We start from the raw sequence: 17,172 nt of genomic DNA on the forward strand, positions 1-17,172 counted from the left end.
GGGATAGGTCTGGTGGGCACAGACACAGACGTTGCACTGTGGAAATGGCTGGTTCGGGCGCTGGGTCTGGTGCTGCTTGCGCTTGGCGTCGCCATTCTGCTGTGGCCCGACCTCGCGGCGCCGCTTTTTGCGACAACTCCATCACCGGGGAGCGAGCGGACCTATATGCGGGCGATAGCCCTGCGCGATGTGGCGATCGGCCTGTGGCTGATGGTCGGGGCGGCGATCTCGATACGGGCAACCGCCGTGTCGCTTGCCGCCGTCGCCGTCATTCCGTTCGGTGATCTCTTGCTGGTCGCGCTGAACCACGGATCGTTCATCGTCTTCCTGCCGCATGCCGTCAGTCTCATCGCGACGCTCGGGCTTGCTTTGTGGGGCAGACGTCTCGCCAAGCGTTGAGATGGTCATCGAAGCTCAGGCGAATGTCTGGCGCAGGAACCGCAGCGCGAGTACTGCGCCATCCATCGAGATCGTATGGCCGACGCCGGGAAGGATGTTCAGCTGAGTGCTGAACCCCGCCGCCCGCATCTGGCGTTCCGCAACGACTGACGCGGCGGAAGGGATCGTCCGGTCTTCCTTGCCGTGCACGAGAAGGATAGGCGTGTCGACGCTCGCCTGGGAGATCGCGACCGGCGGAAGCAGTCCGGCGAAGGAGACGACGGCGCCCGGTTGCCAGCGCCCCGAGGCGACTGCGTCGAGCGCCATGATCGCGCCTTGTGATACACCGACGAACGCGAAACGGTCGGCCGCGCCATCGAAGCCCTGCCTGTCCAGAAGCTCCGCGATCAGCGCGTCGAAACGGTCCCGGACGATCTTGATCCGATCAGGCTGGAATTCGCGGCCGTCGACGCCGAACCATTGATGCCCGGTGCCGCGCGGATGCGGAAACGGTGCGTCGGGCGCCAGAAAGTGAGCATGCGGGAGTTCCTGTCGCCAGGCGGTGGCAAGCGGCAACAGCGTAGCGCCGGTTCCACCGATACCATGGAGGAGGATCACGAGGAGCCGCGATGGCAATGGCGGAGCTTTCATGGGGTCATCGGTTGCTTGAAGCGGGCGCTCCGCCATGTCGGCAGGCGCCCGCCGCAGATCGGCACCGGAGATCATCGGCGCCTAGATTGTCTGCCTGATCACATCGCCTTGGCGGTGCTGTCCATCCAGGCGCGGTGACGCTGCTCGTCGTGGAGCGCCTTTTCGAAGAAGGCTTTCGACTTCGGAATTGCATCCTGGTGCTGCGAGGCCCGTTCGTAGGCGGTCACGGTGTCATCCTCGTTGGTCTTCATCGCCTTGAGGATCGCCGCATCGCCCAGCATGTCCGCCAGCGCAATCTTGCCGGTCGTCAGCATCTGCTTCATGTCGCCTTCGGTCGGCGCTTCGGCTCCGAGCTCGCGGGCCATCTCGTTCAGCACGTCGAGGTGCTGCAGGTGGTCCTGGCGAAACGCTGCAATCTGGCTGCTTAGCTGTTTGTCGTCCAGTCGCTCGATGCAGGACTCGTATGCGGCGATGGCGTCGCGCTCCAGATAGATCAGGTTGGTGACAAGCTTCTCGATGCTGGATTCGTTTCCGACCATGGTGACCATCAGGTTCTCCGTCTGTTGTTCTCGGGAGACAGAGAAACCTGCATGATCGGCGGATGTTCCCGGCCCCAGGCCGGCCGACATAGGCTCAGCGCTCGCGCATCGCCTCCTGCGCCTTGTTGAACGGCTTGATCAGGTAGTCGAGCACGGTCTTCTCGCCGGTCTGGATGTCGACGGTTGCGATCATGCCAGGCGCGATCGGGAAGCGCCGCCCCGCCTTGTTCACCAGCGCATCGCTCTCGCTTTTGACGAAGACGCGGTAGTAGTGGTTCTTCGGATCCGCTTCGTCGAGAATGGTGTCCGGCGAGATCGTCGTCACCTTGCCTTCCAGTGCCCCGTAGACAGCATAGTCGTAGGCGGTGATCTTCACAGTCGCGTTCTGGTCGGGATGAATGAAGGCGATGTCGCGCGGCGAGATGCGCGCCTCGATCAGCAGCTGGTCTCCGAGCGGGATGATATCCATCAGCTTGCCGTTCGGCGGCACGACCCCGCCGATGGTCGAAACCTCGATGTTCTTGACGATGCCGCGCACGGGCGACCGTATCGTCAGGCGCGCCAGGCTGTCGTTCCGGCCGTCGATGACCGAGCTGAGCGAAGCGATGTCGGCATTGGCCTTGGCCAGCTCCTCCCGCGCCTGCACGAGATACTGCGCCGTCGTCTCGACCTTCTTCAGCTCAAGTTCGGCAAGCTCGCGCTTCAGCCGGATCACTTCGACGGAGCTGGCAGCACCGATGTCGGACAGGCTCTGGTTTACCTCGAGTTCCTCCCGGACAAGTCCGGTCGATGTGGCGATCCACGACAGGGTCTCGTCGAGGTTGCGTCTGCGGGCCTCGAACAGCTGCGTCTCGCTGGCGATAAGGTCGGGGAAGGCATCGAGTTCGGCGGGGAACTTCAGTGGCTGCTGATTGACCTCGGCAGTCAGCCGGGCCGCGCTGGCGAGCGACGCACGATACTTGGCGGTCGACTCGCCGACGTTCGAAGCGGTCATCGTCGGGTCGAGCTGCGCCAGCAACTGGCCCGCCTCGACGACCTCGTTCTCGCGCACGTGCAACGCCGAGATGATGCCGCCTTCGAGCGACTGGACGATCTGCTCCTTGCGGATCGGCACGACGCGTCCGGAGCCGGTCGAGACCTCGTCAAGAACAGCGAAATACGCCCACAGCAGTCCCACCACGACAAACAGGGCCAGCAGCTTGACGACGGCTACGGCGCGCGACAGCCGCACCTGATCATCGCCGCCGTAGAGCCAGTCGTCTCCCCTGGATGCGTCTGCAAAGATCGTCATGATGCTGTCGCCTTGTTCCGGGATGCCGCCGGCTTTCGGACTTTCGCCGGTTTCATCGTGTCAGTGTTTGCAGCCAATGTCTTACTTGCGGCAAGCACCTCCTTGGCCGCTTCCGCTGCGGACGTGCCGCGCAGTTTCGCCAGGGCCTCGGCCTTCGGCGCGTCGAGAATGATACGGCCGGCGTCCAGCGCCACGACCCGCTCGACGAGGTCGAGCATGCGCATGCGATGGGTGGCGACAATGACTGTCTTGCCCTTGCTCCAGGCGGCGAACTTGCTGATGAACAGCCGCTCGGTCGCCTCGTCCATCGAGGCAGTCGGCTCATCGAGAAGCACGATGTTGGGGTCGCGGATGATCAGCCGCGACAGCAGCAAGGCCTGCTGCTGCCCGCCGGAGAGACCGCGACCGCCTTCCTCGATCATGTGGTCGAGCCCGTTCGGAAGCTGCCGGATGAACTCGTCCGCCCCGGTGATAGACAGAGCCTCAAGCAGTGCCGACTGCGGCGCATCCTGTGCGCCGAGCAGGACGTTCTCGCGGATCGTCCCGTAGAACAGCCGCGACTGCTGCGTGACGATACCGATATCCCGGCGCAGATCCTCGGGGTCGATGTGGGCGATCGACAGATGATCGACCAGCGCCTCTCCCGATGCCGGTTCGATCATCCCGGAGAGCGCCATCAGCAGCGTCGACTTCCCCGCGCCGTTCTTGCCGAGCAGGGCGATCTTCTGGCCGGGTTCGACGGTGAAGCTGTTGAGCACCAGTGCGGGACGACCTGTCGCCTCCCCATGATGGAACGCCGTTGCCCGGAACTGGTAATGGCCGGACAGCCCGCTGACCGAGATCCGGCGCTCGGCGTCCGGATGATCCGTCGGCAGCTTCATGATGCTGTCGAGGCTCTTCAGGCCCAGCTTGGCGTGCTGGTAGCGGCTGAGGATCTGCGCCATCTGGGCCATCGGCGCGATCATGCGCGAGCCGAGGATGGAGCAGGCGACGAGTGCGCCTGTCGTCAGGTCGCCGGCCATGACCATTGGCGCGCCACAGAAGACGATCACCGCAAAGGCGCTCGTCTGGACGGAGTGCGACCAGCTCGACAGGCTGTTGGTGAGAGTGCGCAACTTCATGTTGGCATCGGCGCTGGCCGCGTTGAAGTGGTTCCAGCGCTGCTGGAAGACCGGCTCTGCCTGTAGCGCCTTGATATCCTCGAAGCCCTGAACCGACTCCACGAGCATGGCGTTGCGCAGCGCGGACTCCTTCATGGCCAGCCCGGCAATCCTTTTCAGCTTGCGCTGGGCAAGCAGGCCAGGCGCGACGAGCAGGACGAGCGCCACCGCCGGGATGATGACCAGGATGCCGCCGATATACCAGAACAACACCAGGAAGATCAGGAAGAACGGCAGGTCGGCGACGGCCGAGACAGTCGTCGAGGTCAAGAGATCGCGGACCTGCTCCAGATCGCGCAGCTGCGAGATGAAGGTGCCGGTGGCCTTCGGCCGGTGCTGGTTCTTGACCCGCAAGGCATGGCCGAAGACGCGGTCGGAGACCTTGATGTCGGCGCGCTTGCCGACGACGTCGATGATTGCCGTGCGCACCCGACGCATGAAGAAGTCGAAGACGACCGCCAGCATGACGCCGCTGAACAGGACGGTGAGCGTCGTGACCGATTGTGCCGGCACGGCGCGATCATAGACCTGCATCGAGAAGATGACGCCGGCGAGCGACAGGAGGTTGGCCACCAGCGTTGCCACGAGTACATAGCCATAGGGTCGCAGGTCCCGCAGAACAAGCTGCCGGAACCATCCGTCCTTTTCCACCGCCAGCGCCGGGTCTAGGCGGCCGTCGCTGCCCTCGCGCGCATCGCGGGCCACCATGAGGTAGACGATACGGTCACGCAGGTCGGAGCGGGAGACGCGGGTCCACTGGCCGTTGTCGCCGCCGAAGATCAGCCGCACATGGTCTTCGTCGGCCGACACGATGAGAGCGACTGCACCGTCCGAAAGCTGGACCAGCATCGGCAGCCGTCGGCTGCTGATGCTTGCCGCTGATGGCTCCACGGCCCGGATGTCGATGCCGAACCGGCGGGCAAGCCGCTCGATGCGCTGGACCGGCGGGACGTCCTCTTCGGCGATGGCGAAATACGAGGCCGCGAACTTCGAGTGCGGAATGCCCAGACGCTGTGCCAGGCATCCAAGCACTTCGACCCAGGCGTCGGCTGGAATGCTCGCTGCAGTCTTGCCGTTCACGTCGGCTGCCATCGTCTGATCCATGTGTCATTCCCCGCGAAGGATCCGGCAGAGAGCGGCTCTGCGCGGAGGAGTGGCCGCCGGCAGGAGGCCGGCAGCCGATTGTCAGACGACCGGCAGATGGTTCTGGTCGTCCTGGTGGTGGAGCGGCTCGAACGGATCGGTCGGTGCCGGCTCCGGAAGCTCTGTCGGCTGGACGGTCGGCACATCCGCCGAGGCGAGTTCCGGCGCTTCGGCCGGTGCATCGCCCTGGTTGTCGAGGCTGTCGAGCCCGGACAGATCGATCTCCATGGAACTGCTTCCGGAGAGGTCGAAGGCGAGCGCCTCGACACCGGATCCGTCCGTACTGGTTCCGTCTGCCACGACCACATCTGCTCCGAAGCCGTCCGCACCAGTTCCGTCAGCAGTCGAGCCGTCTCCACCGTCGCCTACGGCGTCGAGGGAGAAGGTCCGCGCATGCATCGCCAGCGTGTCATGGCTGTCGTCCGCGCTAAGTGCCGCGCTGGCGTCGTCACCGGACATGTCCAGGGCGATGGCATCGCTGAGGAACAGGGACGCGGTGACAGTGGCGACCGGCGGCACGCCCGGGTGGTCCAGCGTTAGCGTCAACGTACCGGTGTCGGTCGATCCGTCGGCCGTGGTAATCCGGTAGTTGAAGACGTCCTGAGCACCATCCGACCCGGTGAAGGGCGAGTTTGCGGCGTAGCTGTAGGTGCCGTTCGGATTGATGGTCAGCGTCCCGTAGAGGCCGTTGACCTGACTTCCCGCGCCGACAGCCTGACCGTTCACTGCCGAGACGACGGTGCCGACCGGGCTGATGTCGTCCGTCAGTACATTGCCGCCCACCGTACCGTTGACGTTGCGGTAGTTGTTGATGACATCGGACGTCGTGCTGACGCTGAGGCCGCCGAGCAGCGACAGGTTGAGCAGGCCGCCGTTGTTACCGAGCACCACGTAATAGGTGCCGCCACCTTCGAAACGAGGCAGCGTGACGACATTGGCATCCCAGTTCGCGCCGAGAATGCCGCCTGAGCCGACAAGCCAGTTGTCCAGACCGTAGACGCGGGTTGCCGTGGTCGCACCCGCCTCGGCCCGGTAGACCTGCAGGTCGAAGTTGACGTCGCTGAACAATCCAAGGTTCAACAGACCGAAGCCCGATCCGTCGAGACTGATCTGACGCGTTGTGTTCTCCTGAACAGCGAAGGTCAGGGCGCTGTTGTTGCTCAGTACGCCGACATCGATGGCACTGCCGACCAGCGCGAGGTTGAGAAGGCCACCAACCCGCCCCGTCTGCAGAGCCGGGCTTGATGACGTCGGCGTGACCGACAGGCCGACTGTGTTGGTGTTGTTCACCGCATCGAGGTTGAAGACCGTCAGCGGACCGAGTGCTGTCGCGGCGGGATTGCCGGCAACGTCAGTCTGGCGCACCTGCACGGCACCGGCCGCATAGGTGTTCACAGGCAGGACAAAGCTGTTTCCGGTGCCAAGGCTCCAGGTGGTGCCGCCATTGACGGTGTATTCCCAGGTGGTTCCCTGGATGCCGCTGACGGCAACCGTGCCGTTGCTGGTGAACCCGTCGCCGATCGCACCGGTATCGGAGGCAAGGCCGATGACCGGAGCGGGCGGCGGGGTGGTGTCGACCGTCAGCTGACCGAGCGAGCCCGCGGCACCGCGGGTGCCGTCGGTATCCACCTGCCGCACCTGCACTGCGCCGTCGGCATAGGTGCCTTGGGCGAGAGCAAAGCTGGCGCCGGTTCCGGCCGTCCAGGTGACGCCCCGGTCGAGGCTGTATTCAAATCCCGCGCCGGCTTCGAGGCCACCGACCAGGATGGTGCCGTTGTTGGTGATCCCATCGCCGACCACGCCGCTGTCGGCCGCGATCCGGAGCTCGGGGGCGATTGCGGGGAAGTCTAGGGTTACCGTGAGGGCCGAGGTGTTCGTCGAGCCATCCGGCGACCGGATCGTATAGGTGAAGACGTCCTGGGCACCATCCGTACCGGTGAACGGCGAGAAGACCGTATAGGTGTAGGTGCCGTCCGGATTGATCGCCAGCGATCCGTAGAGACCGTCGATCTGGGTTCCGGCAGCGACCGCCGTGCCGTTGATGCTGCTGACGGTGGTTCCCGTCGGCACCGTATCGTTGGCAAGGACGTTGCCGCTCGTGCCGCCGCTTCCATTCCGATAGTCGGTGATGACATCGGAGACGGTATTGAGCGTCAGGCTCTGGAGCAGCGAAAGGTTGAGCAAGCCACCGTCATTGCCGACCACGACATAATAGGTGCCGCCGCCCTCGAACTGCGGAAGCACCAGCGGGTCCGCATTCCAGGTCGGGTTGATCAGGCTGCCGGGTTGGAGCCAGTTCTCCCGCTCGAAGACCAGCGTTGCCGTCGTGCTGCCCGGTTCGGCGCGGTAGACCTGCAAATCAAAGCTCACGTCGCCGAGCAGCGACAGGTTGAGGAGCGCCGTACCGGTTCCGTCGATGGTGACCTGACGAATGGTGTTGTCCGGAATGGCGAAGGTGAAGGCGCTGTTGTTGCTGATGAGCCCGACGTCGACCGCGCTGCCCAGCAATCCGAGGTTCAGCAACCCACCGACAGCGCCGGTTGCCGGAGGCACGTTTGAGGTCGTCGGCGTGACGGTGAGGGCGACGGTTGTCGGGTCGCCGACTGCATCAAGCAGGAAGACCTCCACAGGTCCGAGCGCCGCTGTTCCGAGGTTCCCGGCCAGATCGGCCTGACGCACCTGGACGGCACCGCTGGCATAGACGCCCGGCGGTAGCTCGAAGCTGTTGCCGGTTCCGGTAATCCAGGTCGCGCCGTTGTTGATGCTGTACTGCCAGCTCTGTCCGGGCTCGATGTTGCCGACCAGCACCGTGCCGTCGGTGGTGAGGTTGTCGGCCGGATTGCCGGTGTTGGCTTCGAGAGCCAGGGTCGGGCTGGGCGCCGTTGTATCGACGACGGTCGCACCGAGCGAAGCCGGCGCGCCTGTATTGCCGGCCAGATCCGTCTGTCGCACCTGAACGGCGCCGGCGGCATAGGTGCCGGCCGGCAGAACGAAGCTGGTGCCGGTGCCGGGGAGCCAGGTTGCACCGCCATTGGTGCTGTACTCGAAGGTGGCACCCGTTTCCAGCGCGCCGACGAGGATCGTGCCCTGGTTGGTGACGCCGTCACCCACGATGTTGCTGTCGGCCGCCAGTTGTGCGGTCGGTGCAAGCGGCGCGGCCGTGTCGACGGTGGCGTTCGCTATCCCCGGTGCGGAGATGTTGCCGGCCGGATCGGTCAATGTGGCGGTGACGACGAGCGGCAGTCCATTGGCCGGCGCAGCAACCGTGGAGATGACCTGACCCGCAGTAATGTCGGCCTGGCTGAGCGTCTGAACATTGCCGTTGATCGACAGCCGATCTCCGGCGGTTGCACCGGATCCGGCAAGACTGACGGTAACGGCGACCCGACCGTTGGCGATCTCGCCGCTGCCGATGAGGCCGTCGCCGTTGCCGATGGTCACGGCTGGCGCGGCTGGTCCTGATGTATCCACCAGGGCATTGGCTGTCGCGGGCAGGGAGGTGTTGCCGGCAGGATCGGACAGCGTCGCGGTGACGTTGAGCGGCAGGCCATTGGCCGGCGCTGCGACCGTGTTGATGACCTGGCCGGCGGTGATGTCTGCCTGGGTAAGGGTTTGTGTGGCTCCGTTGATTGTCAGGCGGTCGCCTGCGACCGCACCGGTTCCGGCAAGGCTGACGGTTACGGTGACGAGGCCATTGGCGATCTCGCCGCTGCCGATGAGGCCATCGCCGTTGCCGATGGCAACGCCCGGCGTGCCCGGTCCCGACGTGTCGACGGTGGCGCTGGCAGCTCCCGGCAGGGAGGCGTTCCCTGCGGCATCTGTCAGTGTCGCGGTGACAGCGAGAGGCAGGCCATTGGCGGGCGCGGTGATCGTCTCGACGACCTGTCCTGCGGTGATGTCTGCCTGGCTCAGCGTCCGGATGTTGCCGTTGATCGACAAGCGATCTCCGGCTGCCGCACCGGTGCCGGCGAGGCTGACAGTGACGCTGACGAGACCATTGACGATCTCGCCGCTGCCGATGAGGGCGTCGCCGTTGCCGATGGTAACGCCTGGCGCGCCAGGTGCGGTCATGTCGACGATGCCGCTGGCGGTGCCGGGCAGCGAGCTGTTGCCTGCCGGATCGATGAGCGTCGCGGTGACGGCGAGTTGCTGGCCATTGGCCGGAGCAGTAACCGTATCGGTCACCTGTCCTGCGGTGATGTCGGCCTGCGTCAGGGTGAGAACGGAGCCGTTGATCGACAGGCGATCTCCGGCGGCCGCGCCTGTGCCGGCGAGGCTGACCCTCACGGTGACGAGACCATTGACGATTTCGCCGCTGCCGATGAGCCCGTCGCCATTGCCGATGATCACTCCGGGTGCGCCTGGCGCCGTCAGGTCGACGATGGCGCTGACAGTCTGCGGAGCCGAGCTGTTGCCGGCCGGATCGGTGAGCGAAGTGGTGACCGTCAGCGGCTGACCGTTGGCCGGTGCGGCGACCGTCTCGACAACCTGGCCGGCGGTGATGTCGGCCTGGGTGAGGGTGCGCGTGCTGCCATTGATCGTCAGGCGGTCGCCGACAGCCGCGCCGGTGCCGGCGAGGCTGACATTGACGCTGACGAGACCATTGACGATCTCGCCGCTGCCGATCAGGCCGTCGCCGTTACCAAGCGTTGCAACCGGAGCCCCGGGTGCGGAGATGTCGACAATGGCGCTGGCCGTCGCGGTCGTGGAGCCGTTTCCGGCTGCGTCCGTCAGTAATGCGGTGACCGCAAGCGTCTGGCCGTTGGCGGGCGCTGCGAGTGTCTCGACAACCTGGCCGGCATTGATTTCGGCCTGGGTCAGGGTCCGCAGGGCGCCGTTGATGGACAGGCGATCGCCGACGGCGGCACCGGTGCCGGCAAGGCTGACGGTGACGCTGACGAGGCCGTTGACGATCTCGCCGCTGCCGATGAGGCCATCGCCATTGCCGATCGTAACGCCCGGCGTGCCCGGTGCCGTGATGTCGACGATGGCGTTGGCCGTGGCTGGGGTGGAGGCATTTCCGGCTGGATCGGTGATCGTGCTCGTGACGCTGAGCGCCTGACCGTTCGCTGGCGCTGCGACCGTCTCCACCACCTGACCGGCGGTGATGTCGGCCTGGGTCAGTGTGCGAGTGCTGTCGTGGATCGCGAGACGATCGCCGGCTGCGGCACCCGTTCCGGCGAGGTTGACCGTGACGGTGACGAGGCCGTTGACGATCTCGCTGCTGCCGATGAGGCCGTCGCCATTGCCTATCGTGATACCCGGTGCGGTCGGACCGGAGGTGTCGACGGTCGCCGTGACGGTCTGCGGGACGGTCGTATTGCCAGCCGGATCCGAGAGCGAGGTGGTGACGCTGAGCGTCTGGCCGGTGGCGGGTGCCGGGACGGTATCGATGACCTGACCCGCCGTGATGTCGGCCTGCGTGAGCGTGCGGGCGACACCGTTGATCGACAGGCTGTCGCCCACGGCAGCACCGGTGCCTGCGAGGCTGACAGTGACCGTGACGAGACCATTGACGATCTCGGCGGTGCCGATCAGACCATCGCCATTGCCGAGCGTGGCAATAGGGGTTCCCGGCGCCGCGGTGTCGACAATAGCGCTGGCCGTCTGCGGCGCGGACGCGTTGCCTGCTGTATCGGTAAGGGTGGCGCTGACTGTCAGTTGCTGGCCGTTTGGCGGAGCGGCAACAGTTTCGGTCACCTGGCCCGCCGTGATGTCGGCCTGGCTCAGCGTATGGAAGCTGCCGTTGATCGACAGGCGATCGCCTGCGGCGGCACCAGTGCCGGCAAGGCTGACGGTGACGGTGACGAGGCCGTTGACGATCTCGCTCGTGCCGATGAGGCCGTCGCCATTGCCGATCGTGATGCCTGGCGTGCCGGGTTCTGCCGTGTCGACAGTTGCCGTTACGGTCTGCGGGACGGATGTATTGCCCGCCGGATCCGACAGCGAGGTCGTGACGCTCAGCGCCTGCCCGTTGGCAGGTGCCGGGATGGTATCGATGACCTGGCCCGCGGCGATGTCAGCCTGGGTCAGCGTGAGGGCGACACCGTTGATCGACAGGCTGTCGCCTGCAACTGCGCCGGTGCCGGCGAGGCTGACGGTGACGGTGACGAGGCCATTGACGATCTCGCTTGCGCCGATGAGGCCGTCGCCATTGCCGAGAGTGGCAACCGGCGTGCCCGGAGCGGCAGTATCGACAACAGCGGTGACCGTCTGCGGTGCAGACGTGTTGCCGGCAGTATCGGTAAGCGTCGCATTGACCGTCAACGACTGGCCGTTGGCGGGTGCCGTGATCGTCTCGACAACCTGGCCAGCAGTGATCTCGGCCTGGCTCAGCGTATGGAAGCTGCCGTTGATCGACAGCCGATCGCCGGCGGCCGCACCGGTTCCGGCAAGGCTGACGGTGACGGTGACGAGGCCGTTGACGATCTCGCCTGCGCCGATGAGGCCGTCACCATTGCCGAGCGTCACGCCCGGCGTGCCGGGTGCCGCGGTGTCGACGGTGGCGCTCACCGTCTCCGACAGGGAGGTGTTGCCGTTCGTATCGACCACCGTCGCGGTGACCGTGAGGAGCTGGCCGTTGGCGGGGGCTGAGACGGTGTCGATGACCTGACCCGCGGTGATCTCGGCCTGGGTCAGCGTGCGGGCGACACCGTTGATCGACAGGCTGTCGCCAGCAACTGCGCCGGTGCCGGCGAGGCTGACGGTGACGGTGACGAGGCCATTGACGATCTCGCTTGTGCCGATGAGCGCATCGCCGTTGCCGAGCGCGACGCTTGGTGTTCCGGGGCCGGAGGTGCTGACAACCGCAGTGGTCGTGGAGGGCAATGAGATATTGCCGGCTGGATCGGTCAAGGTGGCGACGACCGACAGCGTCTGACCATTGGCGGGTGCCGTGACCGTTTCAACGACCTGACCTGCGGTGATGTCGGCCTGGCTGAGTGTTCTCGTGCTGCCGTTGATCGTCAGTCGATCGCCGGCGACGGCGCCAGTTCCGGCAAGGCTGACGTTGACGATGACGAGGCCGTTGACGATTTCACCACTACCGACGATCCCGTCGCCGTTGCCGATCGTCGTGCTGGGTGCGCCGGGGGGCGTCGTGTCGACGGTCGCAGTGACGGTCTGCGGCGAGGACGTGTTGCGGGCAGCGTCGGTGAGAGCCGTCGTGACTGACAGCTGCTGTCCGTCAGCGGGCGCTGTCACCGTGGCTGTGACCTGGCCGGCAGTGATGTCGGCCTGGCTGAGCGTCCGCACGATGCCATTGATAGACAACTCATCGCCGGCAACGGCGCCGGTGCCGGCAAGGCTGACGGTGACGTTGACGAGGCCATTGACGATCTCGCTTACGCCAATGAGGGCATCGCCGTTGCCGAGCGTCGCGACCGGCGCACCCGGTGCGGCGGTGTCGACGGTGGCCGTTACGGTTTGCGGCGCGGACGCGTTGCCGGCCGGATCGATGAGACTGGTCGTGACGCTCAGTGTCTGGCCATTGGCCGGCGCCGCGACGGTTTCAACGACCTGACCTGCGGTGATGTCGGCCTGGCTCAATGTCCTTGTGCTGCCGTTGATCGTCAGTCGATCGCCGGCGACCGCATTTGTGCCGGCAAGGCTGACGGTGATGCTGACGAGGCCGTTGGCGATCTCGCCGGCGCCGATGATCCCGTCGCCATTGCCAAGCGTTGCGACTGGCGCCCCAGGTGCCGTCGTGTCCACGGTCGCCGTGACGGTCTGCGGCGCGGACGCATTGCCAGTCGCATCGATGAGCGACGTCGTCACGCTGAGCGGCTGGCCGTTGGCAGGTGCTGCAACCGTGTCGGTGATCCGACCAGCGGTGATGTCGGCCTGCGTCAGCGTGCGGGTGCTGCCGTTAATCGACAGTTGGTCACCCGCGACGGCACCCGTGCCGGCGAGGTTGACGGTGACCGTGACGAGACCGTTGACGATTTCGCCTGTGCCGATCAACGCGTCGCCATTGCCAAGCGTTGCGACTGGAGCGCCCGGCGCCGTGGTGTCGACGGTCGCCGTGACAGTCTGCGGCGACGACGCATTGCCGGCCGGATCGGTGAGCGTGGTCGTGACGCTGAGCAGCTGACCATTGGTCGGTGCTGCGACCGTCTCCACCACCTGGCCGCCGGTGATGTCGGTCTGGCTGAGCGTGCGGGTGCTGCCGTTGATCGACAGACGATCGCCGGCCGCGGCACCTGTGCCGGCAAGGCTCACGGTAACGGTGACGAGACCGTTGACGATCTCGCTGCTGCCGATGAGCGCATCGCCATTGCCGAGCGTGGCAACGGGAGCGCCCGGTCCAGCGATGTCGACGATGGCGCTCGCGGTTTGTGGTGTGGAAACATTGCCGGCGGGATCGATGAGGGTGGCCGTTACGGCGAGCGGCTGGCCATTGGCCGGAGCAGCGATGGTGTCGACGATCTGGCCGGCGGTAATGTCGCTCTGGGTGAGGGTCCGGGCCACACCGTTGATCGACAGGCGGTCGCCGGCCGCCGCCCCGGTTCCGGCGAGGCTTACGGTGAAGGTCACGAGGCCGTTGACGATCTCGCCGCTGCCGATAAGCGCATCGCCATTGCCGAGCGTGACGCCGGGTGCGCCGAGGGCTGAAATGTCGACGGTTGCGCTTGCCGTCTGAGGCAGCGAGGTATTTCCAGCTGCATCAGTGATGGTTGCACTGACCGTCAGGGGCTGGCCATTGGCCGGTGCTGCAACCGTTTCGACCACCTGGCCGGCGGTGATGTCGGCCTGTGTCAGCGTCCGCATGCTGCCGTTGATCGACAGGCGGTCGCCGGCTGCGGCGCCGGTGCCCGCCAGGTTGACTGTGACGGTGACGAGACCATTGACGATCTCGCCACTGCCGATAAGCGCATCGCCATTGCCGAGAGTGACGCCCGGGGCGCCGGGAGCGCTGGTATCGACAGTGGCGCTCACCGTCTGTGGGGCGGACGTGTTGCCGGCGGAATCCGCAAGTGTCGTGGTGACGGAAAGCTGCTGGCCATTGGCGGGAGCGGTAACGGTCTCGACCACCTGGCCGGCGGTGATGTCGGCCTGGGTGAGCGTCCGGAGAGCCCCATTGATCGACAGGCGATCGCCGGCGACGGCACCCGTGCCTGCAAGGTTGACAGTGACAGTGACCAGTCCGTTGACGATTTCGCTGGTGCCGATCAGGTTGTCGCCGTTGCCGAGCGTAACACTCGGGGCACCGGGACCGGATGTGTTGACGATCACTGTCGTCGTCTGCGGCACCGACGCGTTGCCGGCCGGATCGGTCAGCGAGGTGGTGACGCTGAGCTGCTGGCCATTGGCGGGCGCAGCGACGGTTTCGATGACCTGGCCGGCGGTAATGTCGGACGGCGTCAGCGTCCGGGTACTGCCGTTGATCGACAGCCGGTCTCCGGCGGCCGCGCCCGTGCCTGCAAGATTGATGGTGACGGTGACGAGGCCGTTGACGATCTCATTGGTGCCGATCAGCGCGTCGCCATTGCCGAGCGCCACGACGGGGGCTCCAGGCGTCGCGGTGTCGACCGTTGCATTCACCGTCTGCGGAACCGACGAATTGCCGGCAGCATCCGTCAGCGAGGTGGTGACGCTGAGCGGCTGGCCGTTGGCAGGCGCGGGAACGGTCTCGATCACCTGTCCGGCCGTGATATCGGCCTGCGTGAGGGTACGGGTATTGCCGTTTATGGAGAGACGGTCGCCGGCGGCGGCGCCTGTTCCAGCAAGGTTGACGGTAAGTGTAACAAGACCATTGACGATCTCGCTTGTGCCGATGAATGCGTCGCCATTGCCGAGCGCCGCGACAGGCGCGCCCGGTGCGGCGGTATCGACCACGGCGCTGACCGTCTGCGTCAGCGATGTATTGCCGTTGCTGTCGGTCACTGCCGCGGTCACTGTCAGGGTCTGACCGTTTGCTGGTGCCGTGACGGTTTCGATCACCTGTCCGGTGTTGATGTCGCTCTGGCTGAGCGTCCGCGTGCTGCCATTGATCGAAAGGAGATCGCCGGCTGCCGCTCCGGTACCCGCCAGGCTGACGGTGACCGTGACGAGGCCATTTACGATCTCGCTGCTGCCGATCAGTGCGTCGCCGTTTCCGAGGAAGACGGTCGGGGTACCGGGGCCCGAAATGGCCACCACAGCGGCCGCGATGTCGGGCGGGGACGCGTTGCCGGCCGGGTCGATAATCGTTGCGGAGACCGTCAGCCACTGACCGTTGCCGGGTGCGGCGACCTCCGTGACCACCTCTCCGGCATCGATGTGGGACTGGTCGAGGACGCGGACCGTGCCGTGGATTACCAGCCGGTAGCCAACTGCCGCGCGGGTACCGTCAAGACTGACGGTGCAGGTGACCATGCCGTTGTCGATTTCGGTCGTGCTGATGAGCCCGTCGCCATCACCGATGAGAACGCTCGGAGCGCCCGGTGCGAATGTGTCGACAACAGCGGTTGTGGTCTGCGGCGGCGATGCGTTGCCGGTTGCATCCGCAAGGAACGTCGTCACGGTGAGCGGCTGGCCATTGCCGGGTGCTGCAACCGAGTCGATAACCTGGCCGGCGTCGATGTCGGCCTGCGTCAGGGTGCGCACGGCACCGTTGATTGACAGGCGATCACCGACGACTGCGCCGGTTGCGGCAAGGCTGACAGTGACGGTGACGAGGCCGTTGACGATTTCGCCGCTGCCGATCAATGGGTCGCCATTGCCGAGTGTCACCACCGGGCTGCCCGGTGCCGCCGTGTCGACGAGCGCGCTGATCGTTTGCGGCGTTGACGAGTTGCCGGATGGATCGGTCAGTGTCGTCGTGACGGAAAGAGGCTGGCCGTTGGACGGCGCTGCGACTGTGTCGACCACCTGTCCGGCATCGATGTCGGCCTGCGTCAGCTGCCGGTCTGTTCCGTTGATGGTGAGAGTGTCGCCGGCAGCCGCGCCGGTACCGGCGAGCCCAACCGTGACCGTGACTCGGCCGTTGACGATCTCGTTGCTGCCGATGAGCCCATCGCCGTTACCGAGTGCGACGAAGGGAGTGCCGGGTGCGGTCGTATCACCGTCTGGATCGGGATTTGGACCCGGGCCCGGGTCGCCGCCCGTACCCGGATCGCCGCCCGGGTTCGGACCCGGATCGCCATCGCCGTCGCCGGGCCCTGCGCCGCCACCGGGGTTTCCACCGTCACCGGGAGTGCCACCGTCGCCGGGGGTGCCACCGGGGCTGGTGCCGCCGTCGTTTCCGCCGCCATCGCCCGAACCGCCCCCGAGGCCGCCGGCAACCGCGATGCCACCGATTGCCATCGCCAGAGGAAGAGCGAGACCGAGAGCAGAGGTCCCGCCAGCGCCTGCGGCTGCGGCGCCCGCCAATTGGTCGACGGCGCCCGCTTCGGTGAACTGGAAATCGGCCAGATTGTCGGTGTACTGGCCGGCCCAGACATCGCCGGCCGAATCCTGAAGCAGCAGTTCGCTGCGCTCGCCGTCTTCGCCGGTATAGAAATTGCGCAGCGTCAGGGTGCGGCCGTCATCCAGCTGAAGGATGAGATCGTCGGAAGAGCGGCGCATCGACAGGATGTCGTCGGGCTCCAGGGATAGAGTGACCGTACTCGGGCGGCTTATCACAATGTTCTGGTCCGAGACCCGTACACTTGCGCCGCTCTGTTTGTCTGTGATCACTGCCATGGTCTATCCTCGCCTGTCGTGCCGCGTCATCCGGCACTTGGTCATCCGTTTCACCCGCAGCGTGCAGCGGATATCCGCTGCCCGTTGCAGTGCAGTGCAAGCCGGGATTGAGATCCCGCCGAATCTCACCGGCCCCCTGTTGCATCTAGTTGGAAGCAATCCGCGATGCGATCAACCGTTAGGGATGCCTAATATGCACGATTGCTAAATCAATTGTAAATAGCTTTCTGCAACTGAAGGCTTACATGTTGCAGGCTGACACAGTGACGGGGTGACCCGGTACAACCGGTTGATTTCATGCGATGTTCGGAAGTTTGGACGGGCGACGGCGGCAACCGGTGAGAAT

The 17,172-nt window shown here is 65.7% G+C and carries 6 protein-coding genes; 1 reads left to right on the forward strand and 5 read right to left on the reverse strand.

The features are described from left to right. The first annotated feature begins 12 nt into the window (after window positions 1-12). Entirely contained in the window at window positions 13-399 is a 387-nt protein-coding gene (locus ACR65N_RS06990) for a DUF4267 domain-containing protein (protein WP_440456354.1), read from the forward strand. Window positions 400-414: 15 nt separating this feature from the next. On the opposite strand, the gene ACR65N_RS06995 is transcribed toward ACR65N_RS06990, so the two are convergent. From ACR65N_RS06995 to ACR65N_RS07015, 5 genes are all read right to left on the reverse strand, one after another. After that, entirely contained in the window at window positions 415-1,104 is a 690-nt protein-coding gene (locus tag ACR65N_RS06995) for an alpha/beta hydrolase (protein WP_440456355.1), read from the reverse strand. 23 nt (window positions 1,105-1,127) lie between these two features. Next, the gene (locus ACR65N_RS07000) at window positions 1,128-1,577 is read right to left on the reverse strand and encodes a DUF2383 domain-containing protein (RefSeq protein ID WP_430306785.1); all 450 of its coding nucleotides are present in this window, start codon (window positions 1,575-1,577) and stop codon (window positions 1,128-1,130) included. A gap of 85 nt (window positions 1,578-1,662) precedes the next feature. Beyond that, window positions 1,663-2,859 (reverse strand): HlyD family type I secretion periplasmic adaptor subunit, encoded by a 1,197-nt coding sequence (locus ACR65N_RS07005; protein ID WP_440456356.1) that lies wholly within the window; start codon window positions 2,857-2,859, stop codon window positions 1,663-1,665. After that, window positions 2,856-5,123, reverse strand: a complete 2,268-nt coding sequence (locus ACR65N_RS07010) for a type I secretion system permease/ATPase (RefSeq protein ID WP_440456357.1) — start codon at window positions 5,121-5,123, stop codon at window positions 2,856-2,858. Before ACR65N_RS07010 ends, ACR65N_RS07005 begins: the two co-directional genes overlap by 4 nt. A gap of 81 nt (window positions 5,124-5,204) precedes the next feature. After that, a complete protein-coding gene (locus tag ACR65N_RS07015; RefSeq protein WP_440456358.1) occupies window positions 5,205-16,826 on the reverse strand; it encodes a BapA/Bap/LapF family prefix-like domain-containing protein in 11,622 nt (3,873 codons plus the stop codon). Window positions 16,827-17,172 lie beyond the last annotated feature (346 nt).

The organism is Rhizobium sp. SAFR-030, from assembly GCF_059415005.1.